The 26,196-nt window shown below is 68.2% G+C and carries 27 protein-coding genes; 8 read left to right on the top strand and 19 right to left on the bottom strand.

What is annotated here, in order from left to right; all coding sequences use genetic code 11:
- Positions 1-111: 111 nt before the first annotated feature.
- On the bottom strand, positions 112-1,332 hold the full coding sequence (locus IV088_RS07720; protein WP_291100039.1) for an efflux RND transporter periplasmic adaptor subunit: 1,221 nt from the start codon (positions 1,330-1,332) through the stop codon (positions 112-114).
- A gap of 88 nt (positions 1,333-1,420) precedes the next feature.
- A complete protein-coding gene (locus IV088_RS07725; protein WP_291100041.1) occupies positions 1,421-2,224 on the bottom strand; it encodes an alpha/beta hydrolase in 804 nt (267 codons plus the stop codon).
- Positions 2,225-2,365: 141 nt separating this feature from the next.
- On the opposite strand from IV088_RS07725, the gene IV088_RS07730 reads away from it, so the two are divergent.
- From IV088_RS07730 to IV088_RS07760, 7 genes are all read left to right on the top strand, one after another.
- Positions 2,366-3,277, top strand: coding sequence for a LysR family transcriptional regulator (locus IV088_RS07730; protein ID WP_291100044.1), 912 nt, complete (start codon positions 2,366-2,368; stop codon positions 3,275-3,277).
- 405 nt (positions 3,278-3,682) lie between these two features.
- On the top strand, positions 3,683-4,582 hold the full coding sequence (locus tag IV088_RS07735; protein ID WP_291100047.1) for a sulfurtransferase: 900 nt from the start codon (positions 3,683-3,685) through the stop codon (positions 4,580-4,582).
- A gap of 78 nt (positions 4,583-4,660) precedes the next feature.
- Positions 4,661-5,230, top strand: coding sequence for an OsmC family protein (locus IV088_RS07740; RefSeq protein WP_291100049.1), 570 nt, complete (start codon positions 4,661-4,663; stop codon positions 5,228-5,230).
- Between the two features lie 150 nt (positions 5,231-5,380).
- Positions 5,381-6,523, top strand: a complete 1,143-nt coding sequence (locus IV088_RS07745; protein ID WP_291100052.1) for an acyl-CoA dehydrogenase family protein — start codon at positions 5,381-5,383, stop codon at positions 6,521-6,523.
- Positions 6,520-7,812 (top strand): FAD-dependent oxidoreductase, encoded by a 1,293-nt coding sequence (locus IV088_RS07750; protein ID WP_291100055.1) that lies wholly within the window; start codon positions 6,520-6,522, stop codon positions 7,810-7,812. Before IV088_RS07745 ends, IV088_RS07750 begins: the two co-directional genes overlap by 4 nt.
- Before the next feature lie 141 nt (positions 7,813-7,953).
- Positions 7,954-8,166 (top strand): AbrB/MazE/SpoVT family DNA-binding domain-containing protein, encoded by a 213-nt coding sequence (locus tag IV088_RS07755; RefSeq protein ID WP_291100058.1) that lies wholly within the window; start codon positions 7,954-7,956, stop codon positions 8,164-8,166.
- Entirely contained in the window at positions 8,166-8,561 is a 396-nt protein-coding gene (locus IV088_RS07760; RefSeq protein WP_291100061.1) for a type II toxin-antitoxin system VapC family toxin, read from the top strand. The genes IV088_RS07755 and IV088_RS07760 overlap by 1 nt, the downstream gene beginning before the upstream one ends.
- Before the next feature lie 60 nt (positions 8,562-8,621).
- On the opposite strand, the gene IV088_RS07765 is transcribed toward IV088_RS07760, so the two are convergent.
- From IV088_RS07765 to IV088_RS07795, 7 genes are all read right to left on the bottom strand, one after another.
- Positions 8,622-9,089 (bottom strand): nuclear transport factor 2 family protein, encoded by a 468-nt coding sequence (locus tag IV088_RS07765; RefSeq protein ID WP_291100064.1) that lies wholly within the window; start codon positions 9,087-9,089, stop codon positions 8,622-8,624.
- Positions 9,089-9,532: a cyanase gene (cynS, locus tag IV088_RS07770; protein ID WP_291100067.1), complete on the bottom strand. Its 444-nt coding sequence runs from the start codon at positions 9,530-9,532 to the stop codon at positions 9,089-9,091. The genes IV088_RS07765 and cynS overlap by 1 nt, the downstream gene beginning before the upstream one ends.
- 38 nt (positions 9,533-9,570) lie before the next feature.
- Complete coding sequence (locus tag IV088_RS07775; protein ID WP_291100071.1) at positions 9,571-10,446, bottom strand: ABC transporter ATP-binding protein; 876 nt, start codon at positions 10,444-10,446, stop codon at positions 9,571-9,573.
- A complete protein-coding gene (ntrB, locus tag IV088_RS07780) occupies positions 10,436-11,299 on the bottom strand; it encodes a nitrate ABC transporter permease (protein ID WP_291100074.1) in 864 nt (287 codons plus the stop codon). The genes IV088_RS07775 and ntrB overlap by 11 nt, the downstream gene beginning before the upstream one ends.
- Positions 11,300-11,435: 136 nt before the next feature.
- Positions 11,436-12,842, bottom strand: a complete 1,407-nt coding sequence (locus tag IV088_RS07785) for a CmpA/NrtA family ABC transporter substrate-binding protein (protein WP_291100077.1) — start codon at positions 12,840-12,842, stop codon at positions 11,436-11,438.
- Positions 12,843-13,000: 158 nt separating this feature from the next.
- Positions 13,001-13,666, bottom strand: a complete 666-nt coding sequence (locus IV088_RS07790) for a response regulator transcription factor (RefSeq protein WP_291100080.1) — start codon at positions 13,664-13,666, stop codon at positions 13,001-13,003.
- Positions 13,663-14,874: a PAS domain-containing sensor histidine kinase gene (locus IV088_RS07795; protein WP_291100083.1), complete on the bottom strand. Its 1,212-nt coding sequence runs from the start codon at positions 14,872-14,874 to the stop codon at positions 13,663-13,665. The genes IV088_RS07790 and IV088_RS07795 overlap by 4 nt, the downstream gene beginning before the upstream one ends.
- 142 nt (positions 14,875-15,016) lie before the next feature.
- On the opposite strand from IV088_RS07795, the gene IV088_RS07800 reads away from it, so the two are divergent.
- The gene (locus IV088_RS07800) at positions 15,017-15,946 is read left to right on the top strand and encodes an MBL fold metallo-hydrolase (protein ID WP_291100086.1); all 930 of its coding nucleotides are present in this window, start codon (positions 15,017-15,019) and stop codon (positions 15,944-15,946) included.
- A 12-nt stretch (positions 15,947-15,958) separates the two neighbouring features.
- On the opposite strand, the gene IV088_RS07805 is transcribed toward IV088_RS07800, so the two are convergent.
- From IV088_RS07805 to IV088_RS07850, 10 genes are all read right to left on the bottom strand, one after another.
- Entirely contained in the window at positions 15,959-17,014 is a 1,056-nt protein-coding gene (locus IV088_RS07805; RefSeq protein WP_291100089.1) for a chemotaxis response regulator protein-glutamate methylesterase, read from the bottom strand.
- A 9-nt stretch (positions 17,015-17,023) separates the two neighbouring features.
- A complete protein-coding gene (locus IV088_RS07810) occupies positions 17,024-17,542 on the bottom strand; it encodes a chemotaxis protein CheD (RefSeq protein ID WP_291100092.1) in 519 nt (172 codons plus the stop codon).
- Positions 17,539-18,351: a protein-glutamate O-methyltransferase CheR gene (locus IV088_RS07815; RefSeq protein ID WP_291100095.1), complete on the bottom strand. Its 813-nt coding sequence runs from the start codon at positions 18,349-18,351 to the stop codon at positions 17,539-17,541. The genes IV088_RS07810 and IV088_RS07815 overlap by 4 nt, the downstream gene beginning before the upstream one ends.
- 34 nt (positions 18,352-18,385) lie before the next feature.
- Complete coding sequence (locus IV088_RS07820; RefSeq protein WP_291100097.1) at positions 18,386-18,895, bottom strand: chemotaxis protein CheW; 510 nt, start codon at positions 18,893-18,895, stop codon at positions 18,386-18,388.
- Between the two features lie 12 nt (positions 18,896-18,907).
- A complete protein-coding gene (locus IV088_RS07825; protein WP_291100100.1) occupies positions 18,908-21,064 on the bottom strand; it encodes a methyl-accepting chemotaxis protein in 2,157 nt (718 codons plus the stop codon).
- Positions 21,065-21,076: 12 nt separating this feature from the next.
- Positions 21,077-23,167 (bottom strand): chemotaxis protein CheA, encoded by a 2,091-nt coding sequence (locus IV088_RS07830; protein WP_291100103.1) that lies wholly within the window; start codon positions 23,165-23,167, stop codon positions 21,077-21,079.
- Positions 23,164-23,484: an STAS domain-containing protein gene (locus IV088_RS07835; protein ID WP_291100106.1), complete on the bottom strand. Its 321-nt coding sequence runs from the start codon at positions 23,482-23,484 to the stop codon at positions 23,164-23,166. Before IV088_RS07835 ends, IV088_RS07830 begins: the two co-directional genes overlap by 4 nt.
- 10 nt (positions 23,485-23,494) lie before the next feature.
- Positions 23,495-23,866 carry a response regulator gene (locus IV088_RS07840; RefSeq protein WP_291100108.1) on the bottom strand — a complete coding sequence of 124 codons (372 nt, stop codon included), beginning with the start codon at positions 23,864-23,866 and terminating at the stop codon, positions 23,495-23,497.
- Positions 23,867-23,879: 13 nt separating this feature from the next.
- Positions 23,880-24,929: a methyl-accepting chemotaxis protein gene (locus tag IV088_RS07845; RefSeq protein ID WP_291100111.1), complete on the bottom strand. Its 1,050-nt coding sequence runs from the start codon at positions 24,927-24,929 to the stop codon at positions 23,880-23,882.
- Between the two features lie 141 nt (positions 24,930-25,070).
- On the bottom strand, positions 25,071-26,117 hold the full coding sequence (locus IV088_RS07850; RefSeq protein WP_291100114.1) for an RNA methyltransferase: 1,047 nt from the start codon (positions 26,115-26,117) through the stop codon (positions 25,071-25,073).
- Positions 26,118-26,196: the final 79 nt, after the last annotated feature.

Here is a 26,196-nt window from a genome sequence, read left to right on the forward strand (position 1 = left end):
GCGCGACCAGGCCGGCGATCAGGATCAGCAGCGAGAGCACGCCCGCGAAGATCGGTCGATCGATGAAGAATTTCGAGAGGTTCATGGTGTTCTTTTCATTCGCACGGTGGCTCAGGACTTGGCCACGGCCATCGCGGGGGTCTCGGCACGGGCGTTCATGGGCACCACCTGCGGTTGCACCACGTCACCGGGGCGCACGCGCTGCAGACCGTTGACGACGATGCGTTCGCCGGGTTTCAGGCCGCTGAGCACGGTGCGCAGGCCATCGACCGACGCGCCCAGCGTGACGGCGCGGTACTCGGTCTTGTCGCCCTCGCCCACCACCAGCACGTACTTCTTGTCCTGGTCGGTGCCGACGGCGCGCTCGCTCACCAGCAAGGTGCGCGCGGTCTGCGGCTGGCCCATGCGGATGCGGGCGAACTGCCCGGGCATCAGGTGCCCGTCCTTGTTGTCGAACACGGCGCGCACGCGCACCGTGCCACTGCGCGGGTCGACCTGGTTGTCGATCAGCTGCAGCTGGCCGGCGTAGGGCGTGTCGGCGCTGTCCGAGGTGCCCATCTGCACGGGAATGCGATCGATCCGTTGGCGTGCGCTGTGGCCGGCACCGGCCAGGCCCTTGAGCGCGCCGGCCACGGTTTTTTCGTCGGCGTCGAAGCTGGCGTAAATCGGGCTGACCGAGACCAGGGTGGTGAGCACGGGCGCGCCCGGGCCGGCGGCAACGAGGTTGCCCACCGTCACCTCCAGCCGGCCGATGCGCCCGGCCACCGGGGCGCGCACCTGCGTGTAGCCCAGGCTCAGGCGGGCGGTCTGCAGCTGCGCCTGCGCGGCCTTGAGGTTGGCCTCGGCCTCGCGCAGCCCGTTCTCGCGGTCGTCCAGCTCGCGCTGGGCGATCGCCTTGTCGTCCCACAGGCGGCGGGCGCGGGCGTGTTCGCTGGTCGCGTAGGTCACACGCGCCTGGGCCGCGCCCGCCTGCGCGGCGGCCCGCGCCACCTCGGCCTCATACGGCGCGGGGTCGATGGAGATCAGCAGCTCGCCCTTGGCCACCAGCGCGCCCTCGCGGAAATGCGTGGCCTGCACCACACCCGCGACGCGCGAGCGGATGTCCACGCGCTCCACCGCCTCCAGGCGGCCGGAGAACTCGTCCCAGGCGGCGATGTCGCTCTCGGTCACGGTGGCCACGGACACCGGCATGGGCGGCGGCGCGCTCGGCACCGCACTGGCTTGCGCGGGGTTGGACTTCTGTGCGAGCACGATCACCACGAGGGTGACGGCGGCCAGGGCAGCGGCGGTCGGCCACCAGATGCGGCGTTTGAAAGTGGGCAGCTTGGACATGGTTGTTCCTTTTTGAGGGCGAGCGGGACCGTTCCCGGTGGATGACCGGGGTGGGCGTTTCAGGGTGGTGAGAAAGGGGGGCGGTCCGTCAGGACGGCGGCGGCGTCGCGGCCTGGTAGAAGGCGCGGACGTGTTCGCGCACCTCGATGGCGCACGGACATTCTTCAGCGGGCCGATCGCTCAGCGAGTCGGGCCAGCCGGTGGTGGGGGGCAGCACGCCGCTGTGCACGGCAATGCCCGCCTCGCGCAGGCGCTCGGCATAGGTCAGGGCTTCGTCGCGCATCGGGTCGTCGCCGCCGGTCAGGATCAGCGTGGGCGGCAGGCCGGCCAGCCGCTGCGCGCGGCTGGGCACGGCGTAGGGGTGCTCGGCGTCCATCGGCCCGCGCAAATACTGCTGCCAGCCGTCCATCCATTTGCAGCCGGTGGCTTCGCCCATGGTCTGGCGCAGCGAGGCGGTGGCGTTGCACGGGTCCAGCATGGGGGCGACCAGCACCTGCCCTGCCAGCGGCGGGTGGCCACGGTCGCGCACCATCAGCGCCACCGCGGCGGCGATGTTGCCGCCGGCTTCTTCACCGGCCAGGAACAGCGGCGCGTCCTTGCCGGCCAGGCGGCTGCGCTGCTTGTACAGCCACTCCAGCGCCGCGTAGCCGGCCTCCACGGCCTCAGGGAAACGGTGCGCGGGCGCCAGCGGGTAGGCCAGCGAGGCCACCACCGCGCCCGAGCTGGCCAGCAGCCCGGCCAGGCAGGCGCCGCTGTCCAGATCGCCCGAAACAAAGGCACCGCCGTGGAAGTGCAGGACCAGCGGCAAAACGCCGCCGCGTGGCCTCTGGCCCCAGACGCGCAGCTCCCGCGGTGGCGTGCCAGGCACCCACAGGGTTTGGGACGGGTCCATCGGGACGAAGGGAGCGGTAGTTGAAACCATGGGCTGAACTATAGGCATGCCTTTCATGCGGATAAAGCCACCGGCCAACAGTTGTCCGTTTCCATTGCATGAACAATCCGACCACAAAACAGCATTTGCAGGAGTGAGGGCATGGATCAGATCCAATCGATACGGGTGTTTGCGCGGGTGGTGGAGGCCGGCACCTTCACCAAGGCGGCGGAGTCGCTGAACCTGCCCAAGGGCACGGTGACCAAGCTGGTGCAGCACCTGGAGTCGCGCCTGAAGGTCAAGCTGCTCAACCGCACCACGCGGCGCGTGACCGTCACGCCCGATGGCGCGGCCTACTACGAGCGCACGGTGCGTGTGCTCAACGATCTCGACGACATCGAGGCCAGCATGACCAACGCGCAGGCCAAACCCAGCGGGCGGCTGCGTGTGGACGTGGGCACCTCCGTGGCGCGCGAGATCATCATCCCCGCGCTGGCGGACTTCTTCCAGCGCTTCCCCGACATCCAGCTCGACCTGGGTGTGACCGACCGTTCTGTGGACCTGCTGGTCGACAACGTGGACTGCGTGATCCGGGGCGGCGAACTGGTGGACCAGTCGCTGGTGGCACGGCGCGTGGCCAATGTGCCGCTGATCACCGTGGCCTCGCCGGCCTACTTGAAAGCCCATGGCACCCCCACGCACCCGGAGCAGCTGGAGGAGGAGCACCACATGGTGAATCACTTCTCCACCCGCAACGGGCGGCCTTTCTCGAACGCATTCGCGAAGGACGGCGAGCGGCTGGAGATCTCGGGCCGCTACAAGCTGTCGGTGAACGAAAGCAACGCGCTCACGGCGGCGGTGCTGGCGGGTCTGGGTGTTTCACAGATCGCCACCGTGACGGCCCGGCCCTTGATCGAGCGCGGCGAGCTGGTGCAGGTGTTGAGCGACTGGACCGGGCCCGTCATTCCGCTCTACGTGGTGTACCCGCCCAACCGGCACCTGAGCGCAAAGGTGCGGGCCTTCGTGGAGTGGGTCGCCGAGCTGTTCTCGCAATATCCTGAGATGTCGCGTTGACGGGCTCGCCGCTGGCGGGCCACTCGTTGCGACCCGATCCAGGGAAGGTCAACTCGGGGCTGGATGAACACGTGGGGGATGCAGCTCCACGACCGCCTGATGCGGCGGCCGCCTCTGTTGACACGTCCGTGTCGGGAACGCCTCGACACCCGGCATTGACCTTGTGCACCCCGCGTCTCGCCCCCCACGGCAAGCAGCCGGCAGCATCAACACTGTGTTGACATTGTGTCGACGCAGTGGCGAGACCGCGCGGTGTTTCCGAAAGCACCGCGTCGATCCGATGTTCAATAAATCTTTCTGAATCAACGACCTGCGTTCGGTGATCCGCGCTCGCGCTGCATGGCACGCCCATTGCAAAGAAGCCCACAGGCAATCCCGCCCGCCGCTTCTTTTGATGAGGTTTCCATGAGCATCGACGCCACCCTGATCGCACCCGATCAACTCGCCACGCTGCAAGCCGCCGAACCGGTGGTGATCATCGACACGCGCGACGCCGACACCTTTGCCGCCGGCCACATTCCCGGCGCGGTGAACCTGCGCGAGGTGTTCACGTTTCTCGCCACCTCCACGCCCGAGGGCCTGCAGGCGCTCAAGGCCACCTTTGCCGACGCGCTGGGCAAGGCCGGCCTCTCGGGCGCCGAGACCGCCGTGTTTTACGAAGACGCGATGAACAGCGGCTACGGCCAGTCGTGCCGCGGCTACTACCTGCTGACCTGGCTGGGCTACCCCAAGATCAAGGTGCTCAACGGCGGCTTCAGCGCCTGGAAGGCGGCCGGCCTGCCGGTGTCCACCGAAGCGGCCACGCCCACGCCCGCCACCTTCCCCGAGCTGACTATGAGCGACGTGATGCTCACACAGGCCGATGTGATGGCTGCGCTGGGCACCGACACGGTGTTGCTCGACGTGCGCGATGTGGACGAGTGGATCGGCGACAGCTCTTCGCCCTACGGCAAAGACTTCGCGCCGCGCAAGGGCCGCCTGCCCGGCGCCAAGTGGGTGGAGTGGTACCGCTTCATGAAGCCTTCGGCCCAGGGCCCGGTGTTCAAGACGCCCGACGAGGTGAAGGCCGAGTGCGCCACCGCCGGCATCACCACCGACGACACCATCTACCTCTACTGCTTCAAGGGCGCGCGCGCGTCCAACACCTTCCTGGCGCTCAAGCAGGCCGGCTTCTCTGACGTGCGCATGTACTTCGGCTCGTGGAACGAGTGGTCGCGCGACGAGAGCCTGCCGATCGAGACCGGCCTGCCCGTGGCCACTTCCACCAAGTCGAGCAAAAAGCCCGAGCTCGCGCTGGCCGCCTGAACCCGCCCCGCTGCCGTGGCCCGCTTCCCTTCCATCCCCGCTGTCTCTGCCCCTCAACCGCACTCCGCTGAAACACCCATGTCTTCCACCGACACCCTCGAACCCACCGCGCCCGTCACCACCGTCAAGGCGACCCTGCGCCCCATCGACGGCAAGGGCCTCGCCGACTTCGCCGCCGGCGGCAAGGCCAACCCGGCCCGGCGCGGCACCAACAAGGTCCACACCGTGATGGAGGGGCAGTACCGCTCGCTGTCGCACGTGGGCGAGAAACACGTGGTGGTGGTGGACGAGCCGCTGCACCTGTTTGGCGAAGACACGGCGCCCGCGCCGGGGGAGATCGTGCTCTCGGGCCTGGGCGGCTGCATCGCCGTGGGTGTGACGGCCGTGGCCACCTGGAAGGGCGTGAAGCTGAGCAGGCTGGAGGTGTTCCTCGAAGGCGACATCGGCAACCCGGCCGCCTGGGGCGCGGGCGGTGCGCTGGAGAAGACCCCGCCCGAGATGGGCTTTCAGGCGATCCGCGTGAAGGTGCTGGTGGAGGGGGACGCGAGCCGCGAGGTGCTGGATCAGATCGTGCAGCAGGCCAACTTCTATTCGCCGGTGGCCAACACGATGCGCAACCCGATCCCGTTCGAGATCAGCATGGCCTGAGGACATCGCCCCCACGCTCCGCCGCTGCGCGGGTCGCTGCCCCAGGACTGGTGAAGGACCCGGTCCTTGCCGTCTCCTGGGGCTGGGATCGCCTTGGGGCGGCCCGGCGGCGATCCCGCCCGCCTTGATCACTTTTGAAATGAGTTGGTTATGAACCCCGCCGACCTGCCCCCCGAACTCGCCGCCCCGCCCGCAGGGCTCATCGCCGCCGTGCGCGCCATTGCGCAGGGCCCGCTCGCCGAGCAGGCCTACGCCATCGACCGTGGCGCCTACCCGGCCGACGTGATGAAACAGCTGGCGGCGGCCGGCGCGATGAGCGCGCACCTGCCGCAGGCCGACGGCACGCCGGGCGACCATGGCCAGGCCATCCTGGCGATGGCCGAGGCGTCCAAGGTCTGCGGCGCCACCGGCTTCATGATGTGGTGCCAGTGCGTGGCGGGGATGTACATGCAGGCCTCGGGCAACCCGGCGCTCACCGGCGAGCGGCTGGCGCGCCACGTGCGCGGCGAGACGCTGGGCGGCACCGGCCTGTCGAACCCGATGAAGAGCTTTGCGCAGATCGAAAGCCTGTTGCTCAAGGCCACGCCGGTGAAGGGCGGCTACCTCGTCAACGGCACCCTGCCCTGGGTCAGCAACCTCGGGCCCGACCACTACTTTGGCGCGATTGCGGCCGTGTTCGAAGACGGCGCCAGCGCGGGCCGCGAGATGATGTTCATGCTGCGCTGCGACGCGCCCGGCGTGGCGCTCAAGGCCTGCCCGGAGTTCTCGGGCATGGAGGGCACGGGCACCTACAGCGTGCACTGCAAGGACCTGTTCGTGGGCAGCGACGACATCGTGGCCGACCCGGCCAAACCGTACATCGCCCGCATCCGCGGCGGCTTCGTGCTGCTGCAGTGCGGCATCGCGGCCGGCATCATCCAGGGCGCGATCGACAGCATGTGGGCGGTGGAGGGCCAGTTGGGCCACGTGAACCAGTATCTTGAAGACCGGCCGGCTGATTTGCAGGCCGAGTTTGACGCGCTGGTGGGCCGCATCATGAAGCTGGCACAGACGCCGTTCGACCCCTCGACCGACTACTTCATCGACGTGCTCGACGCGCGCGCCCACGGCGCCGAGCTCTGCCTGCGCGCGGCCAACTCGGCGCTGATGCACCAGGGCGCACGCGGCTACCTGATGAGCAGCGAGGTGCAGCGCCGCGTGCGCGAAGCGCAGTTCGTCGCCATCGTCACGCCGGCCATCAAACACCTGCGCAAAGAGATCGCCCGGCTGAGCGCCGAGGAGATGCCGGCATGAGTGCCTTGTCCAATATCTACGGCGAGGTGCGTGAGCTCCCTCTCGCGGCGACGCTTCCGGCGGTCGCCGTCGGCGCGCCGTTCCAGCAGTACATCTGCGACGCCTGTGGCTACATCTACGACGAGGCCGTGGGCGACGCCGACAGCGGGCTGGCCGCGGGCACGCGCTTCGACGACATCCCGGACGACTGGTACTGCCCGCTCTGCGGCGTGACCAAGAGCGACTTCACGCTGTACGAAGCGCCGAACATTGAAGCGCTGCGCGCCCGCAGCGGCAGCGCCGCCCCGGTGGCGCTGCGCGGCGGCACGCCGGGCGTGCTCATCGTCGGCGGCGGCCGCGCCGGCTGGCAGATGGCCGAAGCCCTGCGCGCGCTGGACGCGGCCCTGCCCATCACCCTGGTCAGCGCCTGCGCGGCCGACGTGTACGACAAGCCGCTGCTGTCGGTGGCAATGGCGCGGCAGATGGACCCGGGCACGCTGGTGAAAGAAACCGGCGCCGACGCCGCGAAGCGCCTGACGGTGCGCCTGCTCGCCCACACCGACGCGGTGCGCATCTGCCCCGACACCCGCAGCCTGCGCACCACGCGCGGCACGCTGCGCTACGACCAGCTGGTGCTGGCCCACGGTGCACAGGCCGCGCTGCCGCCGGCGCTGCCGGCCACGCGGGTCTGGCGCATCAACCACCTCGGCGCCTACCAACGGCTGCGCGCCGCGCTGGGCGACTCACCGAAGGACGTGGTGATCGTCGGCGCCGGCCTGATCGGCAGCGAACTCGCCAACGACCTCGCGCTCGGCGGTCACCGCATCGCCCTGCTCGACGTGATGGCGCAGCCGCTGGCGCGCTGGCCGGGCGAGGCGGTGGGCGCGCCGCTGCTCGACGCCTGGAAAGACCTGCCGATCCGCTTCGTGGGCGGCGTGCAGGTGGCCGGCGTCGACAAGATCGGCGACAAATACCGCGTCGCCACCGCCTGCGGGCAGAAGTTCGCGGCCGACCAGGTGATCGCCGCGGCAGGGCTGGCCACGCCCCCCCGGCTGGCACAGAGCGCCGGGCTGGCCTGGGACAACGGCATCGCGGTGGACGCGGCCACGCTGCAGACCAGCGACCCGCGCATCCACGCGCTGGGCGACTGCATCACCATCGCCGGCCAGGCCAGCCGCTACATCGAACCCATCGGCCGGCAGGCACGGGCGATTGCGGCCCACCTCTGCGGTCGCGAACCGGCGCCCTACGAAGCGAAGCCTGCGGTGGTGCGGGTAAAGACAACGACGCACCCGATGACGCTGCACTGAGCGGGCCTCGCGGGCGATGCTGAACAAAGCGGCTGGGCAGACCGACCAAGGCGCGTGGATTCCGTTTCCGGGCTGGCTTCCTGCTCGACAGTGTTTGCGGTATTCTTACCGAACCACCATCGATCAGAATCAAGCCAGAAAATGCCAACCACCGCCACCCTCTCCAGCAAGTTCCAGATCTCCATTCCCAAAGCCGTTCGCGAAGAACTGCATTGGGAAGCGGGGCAAGAATTTGTGTTCATCCCCAAGGACAAAGGCGTTCTCATGATGCCGGTGCCCAAGCTCGAAGAGCTGGCCGGCATCGCCAAAGGGGCACGCAAGGAAGGCTACCGTGACCGCAAGGACCGCTTCTGATGGCAGCGCCCTTGCGCGTGGTCGATACCTCGGCCTGGATCGAATGGCTGGTGGCTTCGACGATTGGCAAAAAACTGGCCAATGAGTTTCCCGACAAAACGCTTTGCATCGTGCCCACCATCGTGCAGCTGGAACTGTCCAAATGGCTGTGGCGAGAACTGGGCGAGGCGCAAGCCGATCAGGTGATGGCCTACACCCTGAAATGCCGGGTGGAGCCGCTGGACACGGCGACGGCCTTGCTCGCAGCCGACCTGCACCGCCAGCACAAACTCGCCACCGCCGACGCCATCGTCTACGCCACGGCGGTGCAACACGGCGCCGAGCTGCTGACCTGCGACGCGCATTTCAAAGGTCTGCCTGGCGTGGTGCTGTTCCCCAAATCGGCTGCTCGTTAAGACCCTTGCTGGCAATGCCCCGATTCTTTCGGGCAACTCCCCCCAGCGCAGCGTGCGCCCTCAGAGCCCCAGCTCGCTCAAGCCGGGGTGGCCGTCGGGCCGTCGGCCCAGCGGCCAATGGAACAGCCGCTCGCTTTCATGGATGGGCCGGTCGTTGATGCTGGCGTGGCGCTCTTCCATGTAGCCCAAATCGTTGAACTGCCAGTTCTCGTTGCCGTGCGAACGGAACCACTGGCCTGAATCGTCGTGCCACTCGTAGACGAAGCGCACCGCGATGCGGTGGCTGTCAAAGGCCCACAGTTCCTTGATGAGCCGGTAGTCCAGCTCCTTCGCCCACTTGCGCACCAGGAAGGCGTGCACCTCGGCCCGGCCGACCGGGAACTCCGCGCGGTTGCGCCAGCGCGTGTCCTCGGTGTAGACCTTGACCACGCGGTCCGGGTCGCGGCTGTTCCACGCGTCTTCGGCCCCGCGCACCTTCTGCGCGGCGGATTCGGCGGTGAACGGCGGCAGTGGCGGGCGCGGCTCCATCAGTACTGCTTGTAGGGAAGAAATTTGCCCGACATCACGATGTTCACGCGGTCGCCATTCGGGTCGGCCTGGCGCTGCATGTCCATCTTGAAATCGATCGCGCTCATGATGCCGTCGCCGAACTCTTCGTGGATCAGTTCCTTGAAGGTGGTGCCGTACACGCTCACCAGTTCGTAGAAGCGGTAGATCAGCGGGTCGGTCGGCACGCTGGTGGGCAGCGAGCCCTTGTAGGGCACGACCATCAGCCACTTCTGCTCGTCGGCGGAGAGGCCGAAGATCTTGCCCAGCACCTTGGCCTGCGGCGGTGTGGCGGTCATCTGGCCCAGGCACAGGGCCGTGGTCCATTCCTTGGACTGGCCCACCTTCTTGGCCACGTCGGCCCAGCTCAGGCCTTTGCTGACTTTGGTGGAGATGATTTTTTCGGTGACGTCGAGTCGGCTCATGGTGTTGCCTCTGGGTGTTGAAGAAGTGGGAAATGGAATCAATGGGCTTTGGCCCGAGATACAAGGAAATCAACGATGTGGTTGCGCAGGTCGTAGTAACCATCGAGGTGGTGCAGCTGCGCCCGCGTGCGGCCGCGCGGCAGCGGGTTGACCACCACCTCGGCCATGCCACCAGGCCGGTAGCCCTGCCCGGTCTCCTGGCCGTTGGTCATGAGCAGGATGCGGTCGGCCAGCAGGATGGCTTCGTCCACGTCGTGCGTGATCATGAACACGGTCTGGTGCGTCTCGCGCACGATGGCCATCAGCTCGTCCTGGATGGTGCCGCGCGTGAGCGCGTCCAGCGCGCCGAAGGGCTCGTCGAGCAGCAGCATCTTGGGCTGGATGGCGAACGCGCGCGCGATGCCCACGCGCTGCTTCATGCCGCCCGAGAGCTGGCTCGGCTTCTTGTCGATGGCGGGCAGCAGGCCCACCAGCGCAACGAACTTTTCGGCGTGTTCGTTGATCTGCGCTTTGCTCCACTCGGGCCAACGCGACTTCACGGCGAAGGCGATGTTCTGCCGCACGGTGAGCCAGGGCATGAGCGCGTGGCTCTGGAACACCACGCCGCGCTCCAGGCTGGGGCCGGCGATTTCGCGGCCGTCCATGAAGCAGTGGCCCGAGGTGGCGGTGTCCAGACCCGCGAGCACGTTGAGGATGGTGGTCTTGCCGCAGCCGCTGTGGCCGATGATGCAGACGAACTCGCCCTTGTCGAGGGTGAACGAGACGTCGGCGAACACCGGCTTGTCCGCCTGGTAGGCCTTGGCGAGCTGTTCGACTTTGAGGAAACCTGAAGACATGGAGAAGCCCTTTGGGTTGGCCGCGACCACTGGGGCCGCAAGCGTTGTGCCTTCACGCACGCTGGTGTCACTCCACATAGGTCACCGCCTTCTGCAGCTGCGCAAACATCAGGTCCAGCAACATGCCGACCACGCCGATCAGCAGCACGGCGAAGATCACGTTGGTCAGCGAGAGGTTGTTCCACTCGTTCCACACGAAGTAGCCCACGCCCGTGCCGCCCACCAGCATCTCGGCCGCCACGATCACGAGCCAGGCGATGCCCATGCTGATGCGCATGCCGGTGAGGATGGTGGGCGCTGCGGCGGGCAGGATCACCTGGAAGGCCTTGCGCAGCGGGTTGACCTCCAGCGTGCTGGCCACGTTGAGCCATTCGCGTTTGACGGCGGACACACCGAAGGCGGTGTTGATCAACATGGGCCACACCGAGCAGATGAAGATCACGAAGATGCCGCTCACGTCCGAGTCCTTGAGCGTGTAGAGCGCCAGCGGCATCCAGGCCAGCGGGCTGATCGGCTTCAGGACTTGCACGAAGGGATCGAAGGCCTTGCGCATCAGCGGCGACATGCCGATGAGGAAACCCACGGGAATCGCCACCGCCATGGCCAGCAGGAAGCCGAGACCGACACGGCCCAGCGAATGCGCGAGCTGGATGCCGATGCCCTTGTCGTTCGGGCCCTTGTCGTAGAACGGGTCGGACAGGTGCGCCCAGCTGGCCTTGGCCACCTCGATGGGCGGCGGGAAGCCGCTGCTCTTGGCGGCGCCCGGGTCCTTGCCCATCATCTTCGCGTACTCGATCTCTTCGGCCGTCATGCCGGTGGACGCACCGCCGATGGTCGGGCCGGAGGTCGCGAGTTGCCAGGCGCCGAGAAAGCACACGAAGATCAGCAGCGAGACCACCGCCGCACGCAGGTTCAGACTGACTGTTTTCATTTCACGAACTCCTGCTTGCAAACAGAAACCCTGTGGGCGTGAAGAGGTGCAAACCGGGAGGCACCGCCGGGCCGGCTTTGCCGGACGGCCAGTGCCGCCCCCTTGAGGGGGTCGCGCGCAGCGCGGCGGGGGTGCTTCATACTTTGCTGATCGCGAAGCTCTTGAGGTAGGCGTCGGCCTTGGCCGGGTCGAACTCCTTGCCCATGATGGTGTGCTTGGTGTAGGTCGGGCCGGCCTTGAACTCCATGCCCAGGTTCTTCATGTGCTTGCGCGCGTCGGTGATCAGGAACACCTTCTCGGCCACGGCCTTGTAGTCCACATCGCCCTTCACATAGCCCCAGCGCTTCATCTGCGTGAGCATCCACACGGCCATGCTCTGCCAGGGCATGGGGTCGAAGTCGGCGCGGTCGGGCACGTTCTGGATCTTGCCCAGGCCGTCGGCGAACTTGCCGCTGAGCACCTGGTTCAACACGGCCTCGGGCTGGTTGAGGTACTGGCTGGGCGCGATCACCTTGGCGATCAGTTCGCGGTTCTTGGGCTGGCGCGCCATGGCGGCGGCGTTGAGCACGGCGCGGTAGAGCGCCGCAAAGGTGTTGGGGTTCTTCTGGATGAACTCGGTGCTGGTGCCGAAGGCGCAGCAGGGGTGGCCGTTCCAGAGGTCCTTGGTGAGCACGTGGATGAAGCCCACTTCGTCGAACACCGCGCGCTGGTTGAAGGGATCGGGGCCGAGGAAGCCGTCGATGTTGCCGGCGCGCAGGTTGGCCACCATCTCGGCCGGCGGGATCACGCGCAGCTGCACGTCGGTGTCGGGGTTCAGGCCGTTCTCGGCCAGGTAGTAGCGCAGCAGGAAGTTGTGGATCGAGTAGTCGAACGGGATGCCGAACTTGAAGCCCTTCCAGTTCTTCGGGTCGCGGTTGTCCTTGTGCTTGAGCGCGAGCGTGATGGCCTGGCCATTGATGTTCTGGATCGTGGCCACGTTCATCGGCACGGCGTTGCTGCCCAGGCCGAGCGAGATGGCCAGTGGCATCGGCGAGAGGAAGTGCGAGGCGTCGTATTCCTTGTTGATCATCTTGTCGCGCACCAGCGCCCAGCCCGCGGTCTTGGTGACTTCGACGTTGAGGCCCTGCTTCTGGTAGAAGCCCAGCGGGTGCGCCATGATCAGCGGCGTGGCGCAGGTGATCGGGATGAAGCCGATCTTGAGGTTGGTCTTCTCCAGCGAACCTTGTTTCTCTTGCGCCATGGCTTGCAGGCTGGCCACCGGCAACACGCTGGCAATGGCGGCCATGGCCGTGCCCTTGCCCACCGCGCGCAGGAAGCGCCGGCGCACCTCGTCGTGCGGGAACAGCGCCTTGACCAGCGTGGCTTCGATGAACTCGTTGCTGTAGGCCTCGAACTCGGCGGTCTCGCTGCGCCGACGCAGTTCCACGGCCGCACCATCGGCGGCCACCTCGGCGTGGTGGTCGGCGATGGTGTGGTCACGCCCGCAGCTGCACTTGAGCATGAGCGGGCGGTCGGCGTTGTAGGGATCGAAGAATTCGGACATGGCGCGCACCTCGGGAGTTGATGACGCGGTGGGCGTTGCAAGCAACGGGCCAGTGGCGGCCCGGAGTTGGCTGTTTGCCGTCGCGCAGGCAAAGTCGCGAGGCCTTCGCCGACGCCGTGTAGGGCCAGCCCTACACGGCGGTGGTCAAACGGTGCCGTTCAACGCGGCGCGCGGTGCCGTTCGGCGTAGAGCGCGAGTTCCACGTCGTTCTTGGTGCCGGTCTTCTCCAGCACGCGGGCCCGGTAGGTGCTCACCGTGTTGGGCGCCAGGCCGAGCTGCGCACCAATTTCGCTCACGCTCTGGCCTTGCGTGAGCAGGCGGTAGACCTGGTGCTCGCGGTGCGAGAGTGTTTCGGGCCCGGCCTGCGCGGTCGTGTTGCCCACGGCGGCGGCCAGCGCTTCGGCGGTGGCCTGCGTGAGGAACACGCCCCCGCCAGCGGCCTTGCGCACGGCGTAGAGCATGTCGTCGGGGTCGGCGCTCTTGTTGAGATAGCCGCAAGCCCCCATGCGGATGCAGCGCACCGCGTACTGCTTCTCGGGGTAGGTGCTGAGCATGAGCACCGGCAGGCGCGGGTGCTCGCGCTTGATCGCCTGCAGCACGTCCAGCCCGTCCAGCTCGGGCATGGCGATGTCGAGCAGCACCAGGTCCAGGCCCTCGCTGCCGTGGAAGGCCTTGACCTCGGCCAGCACCTCGGGACCGGTCTGCGCCTCGGCCACCACCTGCACGTCGGGCGCGTCGGCCAGGATCTGCTTGAGCCCCTCGCGCACGATGCGGTGGTCGTCACCGATCAACACGCGCAGGGTGGTGGCGACCACGTCGTTCATGACGGCTCCTCTCCGGGCAGGCTCAGCTGCAGGCGCATCTGCGTGCCCTCGCCGGGCGCGCTGGTGATGTGAATCTGGCCGCCGAAGTGCCGCGCCCGTTCGCGCATGCCCATCACGCCATAAGCGTCGCCGGCCTCGAAGGCCTGCGCCGGCGCGCCCACGCCGTCGTCCTGCACGGTGAGCAGCAGTTCGCCCGCGGCCACGGCGATCACCACCCGCAGGTGGCGGGCCTGCGCATGGCGGCCCACGTTGCTCAGCATCTCCTGGAAGATGCGGAACACCGCCATCGCCATCGGTTCGGGCGGCTCGGGCCAGTGCTCATCCGGGTCCATGTCCATGCACCAGTCCAGTGCAAGCTCGGCCGACTGCACGAACTCCTGCGCCTGCCACTCCAGCGCCGCCCACAGGCCCTGGTGGTCGAGGATGCTGGGGCGCAGGTCGGTGATGATGCGGCCCACGTTGTCGACCGCGCTCTCGATCAGGCGGCTCATGTTCTGGCACTTGCAGCGCATGCGGGTGCGCATGTCTTCGGCCGCCTCGGGGCTGCGCTGCTGCTGCTCGGCCAGGCGCTTGTCCATCCAGTTGACGTCCATCTTGAGCGCCACCAGCAGGCTGCCCAGCTCGTCGTGCACCTCGCGCGCGATGCGGGTGCGCTCGTCCTCGCGCACGGTCTCCGACCAGGCCGCCAGCTCGCGCACCTGCCGCAGCGCGGTTTCGAGCGCCAGCGTGCGCTCACGCACGCGTTCCTCCAGCTGGTCCTTGGCGCGCTGCAGTGCGTCGGCCGCTCGCCGGCGCTCGGTGATGTCGACAAAGGTCACCACCGCGCCGCGCACCTGCGCGTCCTCGATCACCGGGTGGCTGGAGTACTCGACCGGAAAGGCCGAGCCGTCGCGGCGCCAGAACACCTCGCTGTCGATGCGGCAGGGCAGGCCGCGGCGGAAGGCATTGAAGATCGGGCACTCGGCCTCGGGGTAGGGCGAGCCGTCCGGGCGCGCGTGGTGCGTCAGCTCGTGCATGTTGCGCCCGATCACCTCGTGCGGCTCATAGCCGATCAGCCGGGCGCCCGCCGGGTTGATGAACACGCAGGCACCGTCCAGGTCCACCCCGTAGATGCCTTCGCCGGTGGAGGCCAGCAGCAGCGCCACCGGGTCGCGCCAGGACCCGACCGCGGGCGAGTGGCTCAACTGGACTGGGGCATCGAGGGTCATGACACCCCTCAAGCAATCGATGTGCCCGGGCGCTCAGGTCCCGCCGCGCCCCTGGCCCACCCACGCAAACCCTGAGCCCGGCACCCCGTCCGCCAATACATAATTGATCACTGATATTTAACCGCGCCCTGCGCCCGCCCTGATGAACCCTCGCTCCTTTGCCCCGCTGCTCTGCGCACTCTGGGTCGGCCTCACCGGCGTCGCCCACGCGGCCGAGGTGAGGTTCCAGCCGGTGGCCCCGGGCGTTTACGCCTTCATCGGTGAAAAGTCCGGCCGCACGTACGACAACGAAGGCCTGAACGCCAACATCGGCCTGGTGGTCACGCCGGCCGGCGCGCTGCTGATCGACAGCGGCGCCAGCCTCCAGGGCGCCCAGCAGATCCAGGCGGCGGTCAAAAAGGTCACCGACCAGCCGGTGAAGTGGGTCATCAACACCGGCGGGCAGGACCACCGCTGGCTGGGCAACGGTTACTTCGCCGCCCAGGGCGCCGAAGTCATCGCCCACGCCAACGCCAAGGCCGACATGCTGGCCCGCGGTGGCGACCACCTCGCGGCCCTGAAGACCGAGCTGAAGGAGAAGCTCGACGGCACCGTGCCCACGCTGCCGACGCGCTGGCTGGCGGGCCACGACGAGACCCTGAACCTGGGCGGCACGGAGGTGGAGGTGAAGCACCGCGGCGGCGCCCACACGCCGGGCGACCTGATGGTCTGGCTGCCGCAGCAGAAGCTGGTGTTCAGCGGCGACATCGTCTACGTCGACCGCATGCTCGGCGTGATCCCGGTCAGCCACACCGGCCGCTGGCTGCAGAGCTTTGCCGCGCTGGAGGCGCTGCAACCGGCGCGCATCGTGCCCGGTCATGGCGACGTGTGCGAGCTGCCCAAAGCCCAGGCGCAGACGCGCGACTACCTGCAGGCGATGCGTGCGCACATGAAGCAAGCGGTGGAGAACGGCACGGACATCGGCGCCGCCATCAAGGCCTTCGATGCGAAGCCCTGGCAGGGCCTGCTCAACGCCGCCGAGCTGCACCCCGGCAACGCGAGCCGCACGTACCTGGAGCTGGAGCGGGAGTGAGGCGGCGCGGCATCAGCCGCGCGCGTCGAACGCCATGATCGAGCGAGCCACCTGACTCAGCGGCAGCACATCGTCCACCCCGCCCAGCGCCACCGCTTCCTTGGGCATGCCGTAGACCACGCAGCTGGCCTCGTCCTGCGCCAGGGTGCGGGCACCCTTGTCGTGCAGCGCCTTCATGCCGCGCGCGCCGTCGTCGCCCATGCCGGTGAGGATGATGGCCAGCGCATCGCGCCCCGCGCAGTCGGCGGCCGAGCGGAACAGCACATCGACCGAGGGTTTGTGGCGGTTCACCGGCGGACCGTCGGCCACCACGGCGAAGTACTGGCCCGCGGCCTTGCGCAGCTGCATGTGGCGCCCGCCGGGCGCGATCAGCACCAGACCGCGCTCCAGCCGGTCGCCATCGCGCGCCTCGCGCACGTTCATCGCGCACAGGCCGTCCAGCCGCTGCGCATACATCGCGGTGAATTTCTCGGGCATGTGAAGCACCACGGCGATGCCGGGGCTGTCGCCGGGCAACGCGGTCAGCACCGATTCGATGGCCTGCGTGCCGCCGGTGGAGGCACCGAGCACGATGGGCTTGTTGACCGAGAGCGCGTGCAGGCCCGCCACGGGCGGGCGCGAGACGGCGGCGGCCGGCGAGCGCTCGGCGGGCGCGGCCGCACGGCGCGGCCGCGAGCGCGCCGCGGTCTTGAGCGTCTGCAGCAGCTCGCGCCGCGACTCTTCGAGGAACTGCTTGAGCCCCAGGCGCGGCTTGGCCACCACGGCCACCGCGCCGGCGGCCAGCGCGTCCAGCGCCATGCGGCTGCCGTCGGTGGTGAGCGTCGAGCAGATCACGGTCGGAATCGGGGCCTCCTCCATGATCTGGCGCAGGAAGGTCAGCCCGTCCATGCCGGGCATCTCGATGTCCAGCAGCAGCACGTCGGGCCGGTTCTTGCGGATGGCGAGACCGGCGATCAGCGGGTTGGGCGCACTGCCCACGAGTTCGATGGCGGCATCGTCCTTGATCAGGTGCATCAGCGTCTGCCGCACCACCGCCGAGTCGTCCACCACATAGACTTTGATGTTCATGAGTCGCTTTCAGACCGGCACCTGACGGACCTCGGGCGCGGCTGCGCCCACCGTCCAGCGCAGCCGCCGGTACATCCGTCCCCCCAGGTCCTGCCCGATCACGCGCACCCCGCGGTCACGCAGCGTGGTCAGCGTCCACAGGGCATTCGCTTCGCCGACGTGCTGCTGGGTGATCAGGCCCGGAAACATGTTGCCGCCGCCATACACATAGGCCTCGCAAAGGCGCAGGCTGATGCCACGCGCCAGCAGCAGCCGGTCCATCGCCTCGACGGCCACCGAGCCGTAGGAGGTGCTGGATTTTTCATGCGAGAGCGGCGGCTTGCTGTGCACGATGTGACACATCACACCGATGGTGCGGCGCGGGTCGGTGAGGATGACGGCCACGCAGGACCCGAGCAGGGTGTGGAGCACCTCGCCCCGCTCGGCGCAGGCCACGTCGCCCGGGTGCAGGGTGCGCACGGCATCGGGCGCCGGTCGCGTCATCGGCGCGGTCAGCACACTGCCGGACAGCGTGGCGTCGAATTTCATGCGTCCAGCTTGCGAAAGGCACCCGGGGCCATGACCTGCAGCGGCGTCCGGCAGGGCACACGGCCTTCGGCGGTGCCGATGAAGAACAGCCCGCCCGGGCGCAGCTGCGCCAGCACACGGTCGACCACCGCGATCTTGGTGGGCGGGTCGAAATAGATCAGCACATTGCGCAGGAACACCACATCGAAAGGGCCCAGGCCGGTGATCGGCTGGCACAGGTTGACCTGGCCGAACCGCACGTGCCCGCGCAGCGGGTCCTTCATCTGGACCAGCCCCTCGGCATCCCCTTCGCCGCGCAGGCAGTGGCGCTTGAGGCGTTCGGGCGACACATGGCGCAGCCGGTCTTCGGGGTAGATGCCCTGGGCCGCGCTGCGCAACACGCGGTCGCTGATGTCGGTGCCGAGGATGCTCCAGGCCGCGCCCACATGGCCCCTGGCCTGCAGGTCGGCCAGCAACATGGCGGTGCTGTAGGCCTCGTCGCCGAACGAAGAGGCCGCGCTCCAGACCGCCAGCGACTGCGGCCGGGTGGCGACCAGTTCGCGCTCCAGCAGATCAAAGTGCGCCGGCTCGCGGAAAAAGTAGGTTTCGTTGGTGGTGAGCAGGTCGATCGCGACCTGCAGTTCGCCCTGGTCGTCGTCGCCGGCGATCAGGGCGGCGTAGGCCTCGTAGCCCGCCAAGCCCAGGCGCTGGATGCGCGGCGCCAGGCGCGACGACACCAGCGGGCGCTTGGACTCGGAGAACGACAGACCACAGACCTCGTACATCAGGCCCGTGATCTGGCGGTAGCTGCGATCACACAGCGGGTTCATGGACGTGCTTTCGATCCCGGTCCCGGCGCTGCGCTCATGCCGCTTCCGTCTGCTGGGCGGCCTCGCAGAGTTGCGCCATCTCGCTGATGTCGAAGGCCTTGTCCGGGTCCAGGATGATGACGAAGCGCGCGGCGAGTTTGCCCATGCCCAGGATGAAGTCGCGCCGCACGGCCGAGCCAAAACTCGGCGGCGGCTCGATCTGGTCGGCCGGGATCTCGATCACTTCACTGACCGCATCGACCAGCAGGCCGAGCTCGATCCGCTCGCCCTCGCGCACCGCGTCGAAGATGACGATGCAGGTCTTCTTGCCGATCTGTGCGGCCGCGTGGCCGAAGCGCGCGTGCAGATCGATCACCGGCACCACGGCACCGCGCAGGTTGATCACCCCGCGCACAAAGTCGGGCATGAGCGGCACGGTGGTCATGGGACCGACCTGGATGATCTCGCGCACGGTGCGGATGTCCATCGCGAAGACCTCCTTGCCGAGCAGAAAGGTCAGGAACTGGGCGGCGCCCTCGGCGACCTCGGTTTTCTGGGTGGCCATGGATCGCTCCGGTCAGTACGGGCGGAAGTTGCCGGTGCCGGTGCGCGGCACCGGTGCACCTGCCACCGCGGCCATGCGCAGGTTCGACCCCGCCCCCTTGCGGCGCTGCACCGGCTCGGGAGCGCCCCTGTGCCCCACCGCCTCGTGGTCGTCGGAGCCGAAGAAGGCCACCGCCTGCTGCAGCTGCTCGGCCTGGCCGGACAGCTCTTCGGAGGTGGCGGCCAGCTCTTCGGAGGCCGAGGCGTTCTGCTGCGTGGCCTTGCTGAGCTGGCCCATGGCGCCACCGATCTGCGTGACGGTCTGGCTCTGCTCGCTGGACGCTGCGGCGATTTCCTGCACCAGCTCGGAGGTGCGCTGGATCGACGGCACGATCTCACCCAGCAGCCGGCCCGCCCGCTCGGCCGTGTCCACGCTGTTGCCGGCGAGGTCGCCGATCTCCTTGGCCGCTTCCTGGCTGCGTTCGGCCAGCTTGCGCACTTCGGCGGCCACCACGGCAAAGCCCTTGCCGTGCTCGCCGGCGCGCGCCGCTTCGATGGCGGCATTGAGCGCCAGCAGGTTGGTCTGGTAGGCGATGTCGTCGACGATGCTGATCTTGGCGGCGATCTGCTTCATCGCCTGCACGGTCTGGGTGACGGCCTGGCCACCGTCGCCGGCTTCCTTGCTGGCCTTGGTGGCCATGCTGTCGGTCACGCGGGCGTTGTCGCTGTTCTGCGAGATCGAGGCCGACATCAGTTCGATCGAGGCGGTGCTCTCCTCGACCGACGACGCCTGCTCGCTGGCGGCCTGCGACAGGCTCTGCGCCGTGGCGCTGACCTGGTTGGCCGCGCCGGTCAGCGCGTCGGCGGCGGAGCGCACCTCATCGATGATGCCCGCGAGCTTCTCGCAGCTGGCGTTGGCGTCCTGCTTGACCTGGTCGAAGGTGCCCGCGGCCTGTCGCACGATGCGCTGCGTCAGGTCGCCGTTGGCCAGGCCCGAGAACACACGGCCCACGTCGTCCACGATCGCGGCCAGCGTTTCGCTGGTGGCGTTGGCATCGTCCTTGACCTGGCCAAAGGTGCCGGTGTAGTCGCGGGTGATGCGTTGCGTCAGGTCGCCGTTGGCCAGCGCGCCGAACACGCGCCCCACGTCTTCAAAAATCACCGAGGTGGTTTCCATCAGACCGTTGACGCCTTCGCACAGCACGGCGATGGGGCCTGACTTGCCGTCCATGGGAATGCGCCGGGACAGGTCGCCGTTGCGCGCGGCCGTGGCCACCTGCTGGGCCTGTTCGACGGCGTTCTCCAGCATGGCCTTGGCCTTGACCTGCTCGGTGACCTCGGTGGCGATCTTGACGATCTTCACGACGCGCCCCATCTCGTCGTTGACCGGCGCGTAGACGGCCTGGATCCAGACCTCCTGCCCGGTCTTGGTGACGCGCCGGAACACGTCGGACTGCGGCTTGCCGTCGGCCAGGTCGCGCCAGAACTGGGCGTAGGCCGGCGAAGTCACCTGCGCCGGATCGACGAACAAGCGGTGGTGCTGGCCCACCACCTCGTCAGCGCGGTAGCCCATCACCTGCAGGAAGTTCCGGTTGGCGTTGAGCACATGGCCACCCAGGTCGAACTCGATGTAGGCGTAGGAGTTGTCGATGGCGGCCAGGATGCCGCGTGCGTTCTGGCGCTCGATCTCGGTCGTGGTGATGTCGTAGCGCACCCCGAGGTACTTCATCGGCTTGCCGTTCTCACCCAGGATCGGTGCGATCACCGCGTCGACGTAGTACGGCGTGCCGTCCTTGGCGCGGTTCTTGATGAGCCCGCGGAACATCTGCCCGCGGCCGATGGTCGACCACATCTGCTTGAACACGTCCTTGGACATGTCGGGGTGCCGCGTGGTGTTGTGCGGCTGGCCGATCAGTTCCTCGCGCGAGAACTTGGACACCTCGATGAACTTCTCGTTGATCGAAAGGATGTCGCCCTTCTTGTCGGCCTCCGAGACGATGCTGGTCTCGTTCATGATGTCCGTGCGCACCTTGAGCTCGGCCTCCACAGCGTCCAGCCGCGCCCGCAGTTCGGCCAGGGAGGCCTCGGCTTCGGTGCGTGCGCGCGACTGCTGCTCCAGCTCGTCGTTGAGGCGTTCCAGCTCGGAGCCGGCAAAGACACGGGCGGCCCAGGAGGGGGTGTTCGGGTTCATGGAGCTCATCCTTCAAAAAGTGGATTGTTCGGCTGGGTTGGAACCAGGGCAGGAGACGCGACGAGGTCGGCGTTGGGGATCGGGCGGCTGGATCGCCAGCTGGCTCAGAGACGCCACGTCGAAAATGAGGGCCACGTCGCCGTTGCCCAGGATCGAGGAACCGGACATGCCGCGCAGGCTGCGGAACATGCGGCCCAGCGGCTTGATCACGGTCTGGTGCTGGCCGAGCAGCTGGTCCACGAGCACGCCAAAGCGATGGCCGCCGGACTGGATGACGACCACGCTCACGCGCTCGGGCTCGAGCGAATCGAGCGCATACAGGGTGCGCAGGCTCACCACCGGCAGCACCTGGCCGCGCAGTTCGACCACACCGCGTCCGCTGGCGTCCATGCCGGTGGTGGTGGAGCGGTTTTCGATCACCTCGACCACCGCGTCGAGCGGGAAGATGAAACGGGAGGCGCCCACGCCGACCAGGAAGCCGTCGATGATGGCCAGGGTCAGCGGCAGGCGGATCTCGATGGTGGAGCCCTGTCCTTCCTCGCTGCTGAGCTGCACCGAGCCGCGCAGGGCTTCGATGTTGCGGCGCACGACGTCCATCCCGACGCCACGGCCACTGAGGTTGGTGACCTTCTCGGCGGTGGAGAAGCCGGGCGCGAAGATCAGCTTGAGGATGTCGGCGTCCGGCGGCACCACCCCGTCCTCCAGCAGGCCGCGCTCCCAGGCGCGGGCCAGCACCTTGTCGCGCCGCACGCCGCGGCCGTCGTCGGTGATGCGGATCAGGATGCTGCCGGACTCGTGGCAGGCCGAGAGGATGAGCCGGCCCTGCGCCGGCTTGCCGGCGGCGATGCGCTGCTCGGGCGTCTCCAGCCCGTGGTCCAGACCGTTGCGCACCAGGTGCATCAGCGGGTCGGCGATGCGCTCGACCACCGACTTGTCCAGTTCGGTGTCGCCACCGACGATCTCCAGCTGCACGTCCTTGCCCAGCTCGGCCGCGGTGTCGCGCACCACGCGCCGGAAGCGCGAGAAGGTTTCGCCGATGGGCACCATGCGCAGCTGCAGCGTGCCGTTGCGGATTTCTTCGATCAGGCGGCTGATCTGGTCGTTGGCCTCGATCAGCGAGCCCTGGCGCGACTGGCGCGCCAGCAGCGAGGCGCCGGCGCCCGCAATCACCAGCTCGCCCAGCAGGTTGATCACGGCATCGAGCCGGTCGGCCTGCACACGGATGAAGCGCTGGTCCTCACCGCCCTCGCGTGCCTTGGCGGCGCCCGTTGCGGGCCTGCTGGCTGGTGCTGCGCCGCGCACGGCGGGCGCGGGGTCGGTGCCCTCGGGGGTTGACCGGCTCCCACCTGCGGCCGGTGCCGGCGGGGTGATCTGCAGCGTGACGTCGTCGCGCACGAAGCTGAACGCGGCCTCGATCGCCGCGTGGTCGGCGGAGGTCTCGAGGTCGAAACAGAAGCTCAGGTGGCAGCTTTCGGGATCGATGGCGTCGACCCCGGGCACGGCCGAGGTGTCGCAGGCGATGCGGGTGATGGTGCCCAGGCTGCGCACGTAGTTGAGGATGGCCAGCGGGTCCATGCCGTTGCGGAAGGTGTCGGCGTGGAAGGCCACGCTCACCGTCCAGGCACCGCCCGCGGGGTCTGTGGCGGCGTTCGACGGCCCCTGCGGTGTGGCCGGAGACGGTCGGGGCGTGTCGCCGCTGAAGGCCTGCAGCCGCTCTTCCAGGTCGGCGCGCTGCGCCGCCTCGTCGTCGCCGACAGGCGCCTGCGACTGGGCCTGGCGGATCAGGAAGCGGATCTGGTCGTTGCACTGCAGCAGCAGCGTGCCCATGTCGGGTGTGAAGGCCACCGCGCCATCGCGCAGCCGGTCCAGCAGGGTTTCGACGTGGTGGGTGAAGGCGACCACTTCGTCCAGGCCGAAGATGCCGGCCGAGCCCTTGACCGTGTGTGCGCAGCGGAACAGCGCGCCCAGCAGCTCCGCATTGTCCGGCTGGTCCTCCAGCTCCAGCAGCAGCAGCTCGATCGATTCGAGCTGCTCGTCGGACTCGCTGACGAAGGCCGGCAGGGCCTCGGTGATGAAGCTCTGGTCGTTGTCGTGCTGGCTCATGAGGTCGCTCCAGGTGCGGTGCGGGTCGACAGCCAGTCCGTCAGCCCCAGGGCGGCGCAGGCGTCCGCCAGCGGGGTGCTCGGCCGCAGCAGCCGCAGCGCCAGCGACCGGGCGTCCAGGGAACGCGCCAGCGACACCAGCAGCTGCACACCGGCGGCGTCGACCTGGTCGACGGACGAGGCCTCCAGCGCCCATCCGTCGTCGGCATCGGGCGCTGTGCCTGCGGCGGTATCGGCCAGCCAGGCCAGGCACAAGCCGCGCAACTCGCCGGCGGTGTAGATGGTCAGCTCCTGGGGCAGGCTGCGCGGTGCGTCCATGTCGTGCCCCTCAGGGAAGAATGAGTTTGGAGACCGCGTCCAGCAGCTGGGGCGGGTTGAAGGGCTTGACGATCCAGGCCTTGGCACCGGCGGCCCGGCCCAGCTCTTTCTTGGCCTCCTGGCCTTCGGTGGTGAGCATCACCACCGGGGTGAATTTGTGGCGCGGGTGCTTCTTGACTTCGGTCACGAAGGCAATGCCGTCCATCACCGGCATGTTCACGTCGCTGACGATCAGGTTCACCTTGCCCGCCTTCTCCAGCTGGGCCAGGCCCTCCTTGCCGTCGCCGGCTTCGAGCACGTCGTAGCCAGCGCGGTTGAGGGCCAGCTTCACCACCATGCGCAGTGAACTGGAGTCGTCGACGATCAGAATGGTCTTGGCCATGGGTGCTCCCGGTTCAGAAGAAAGTGGTCTCGCTGGCGCCACGGGCCGCCTCGGAAGGGGCAACGCCCGCCGTGACCTGGCGCTGTTCGTCGGTGGTGTAGCCGGCCGTCAGCAGCGCGGTCCATTCCTCGGTCGCCGGCACACTGCCTTGCTCCAGAGCCGTCTGCAGCTGCTGCGCGGCACTCGCCATCGACCCGCTCACCTGGTCAAGGATCTGGTGGACGCGGTCCTGGAACTGGAAGGCGATCATGAGTTGCTCGACCAGCGCCTTGACCATCACGCCGCGCTCACGAAACTCCGCGGCGCGCTGATTGAGCCCGCCAACGACACCGTGCATCTCGGAGATCACCTCGGTCACGATGTCCCCGGAGGCCTGCATCGAACGCTGGTCCTCGTGCACCTGCTGGTCTGCCTCGCGCAGCACGGTGTTCATGTGCGTGCCAAACCGCCCCACCTGTTCGGTGATGTGCTTGCCGGTGCTGCCCGACTCGTTGGACAGGCGGCGCACCTCGGCCGCCACCACGGCAAACCCGCGCCCGCTCTCGCCCGCACGCGCCGCTTCGATGGCCGCATTGATTGACAGCAGATTGGTCTGGCGTGCCAGCTTGCCGACGTCCTCGGCCATTTCAGCCAGACTCACCGACGAGGCCGCGATGGAGCGCACCGAGCCGTGGATGCGGTCCCTTGATTCAATGAATGCCGCGAAGCCCTGCAGCAGTTCGTTCAGTCGCGTTTCGCAGCGGGCCAGTGTGCCGGCGCGCTCGTCCATCTCGGTGGCGGTGAAGTCGCCGGGCGTCACGATGGCATCCAGCTCCTGCAGGATGGTGGTAAAGCCTTCCAGCAGCTTGTGGGTCGCATCCTGCATTTGCTCCTGCGCGGTGCACAGGTGGGCCGACCACAGCTGCACGGCCTGCGTCACCCGCTGAGCCACCTCCTCTGCCGAGGGGGCCGCAGCGGCCCGCGACGAGGCGGGCATCAGCCAGCTGAAGGGCTGCAGCAGCCAGGCACTCAAACCAGACGGACGCTCCAGCCTGGACGGCTGGAATCGCAACGGAACGGTCATGTCGGAACCCCACGGCAGTTCAAAGGGTGGGGCTTTCGGAGCCCCTACCGTCACGCTATCGACCGTCCGTCAAGCGACTTGAGCAAACATAAGCCCATCAATATGAAACAACTTGTTTCAGAATGGCACAGGGATCGGCGCTCACGCCCCCCGCTGGATCGGCACCGTGCGCCGCGCCGGCTTCTCCGCCCGCGCCCGCAGCTGACCGCAGCCGCCGTCCACGTCCTGCCCGGCCGACTGGCGCAGCTTGGTCAGGATGCCGCGGCGGTGCAGGTGGCGCGCGATGGCCGCCGCCTTCTCCCAGCTCGGGCGCTGGTAGGGCATGCCCTCGACGGCGTTGAACGGGATCATGTTCAGGATCGCGTACTTGCCGGTGAGCAGGCGCACGATGCCGTCGAGTTCTTCCTCGCTGTCGTTGATGCCGTCGAGCAGCGTCCACTGGTATTGAATGGGGTAGTCGGTCGCGCGGGCGTAGGCCTCGCCCGCGGCCACCAGCTCGTCGGGCGTCATGCGCGGCGCGCGCGGCAGCAGCCTCTCGCGCAGATCGGCCTTGGTCGTGTGCAGCGAGAGCGCCAGCGCGGGCTTGACCGGCCCCCTGGGCAGCGCCTCGAACACGCGCGGGTCGCCCACGGTGGAGAACACCAGGTTCTTGTGGCCGATGTTGCCGATGGTGCCGAGCAGGTCGATGGCTTCCATCACGTTGTCCAGGTTGTGCGCGGGCTCGCCCATGCCCATGAACACCACCTTCTTCACCGGCCGCAGGCTGCGCGCGAGCGCCACCTGCGCCACGATCTCGGCGCTGCCCACCTGGCGGATCAGGCCGGTGGTGCCGGTCATGCAGAACACGCAGCCCACCGCGCAGCCGATCTGCGTCGAGACGCAGACGCCGTCGCGCGGCAGCAGCACGGTCTCGACCATCTGGCCGTCGCCCAGCTTCACCAGCAGGCGCGCCGAACCGTCTTCGCCCGGGTGCTGTGATTCGAGCCGCGCGAGCCCCGCCAGATCGGCTTCGATGGCGGGCAGCTCGGCGCGCAGCGTGGCGGGCAGGAAGTGTTCGATCTGCCGCCTGCCCGACGTCTGCGGCAGCGCCAGGCTCCACAGGCGGAGCACGCGGTGTTGGTGGCGCTCATTGGCCCCGAGCGCGTGCAGGCGCTCGCGCAGGTGTTCGATGCGATGAAACGAAGTCATGGTCGGGGCGATTGTCGGCCATGGCCTGCAGGGATAACCCTGCAATGTCTTTGCACAGACAGTCACCGGCGGCGCGCGC

The organism is Hydrogenophaga sp., assembly GCF_018780075.1.
In the GTDB taxonomy this organism is placed as follows: Bacteria; Pseudomonadota; Gammaproteobacteria; order Burkholderiales; family Burkholderiaceae_C; genus Hydrogenophaga.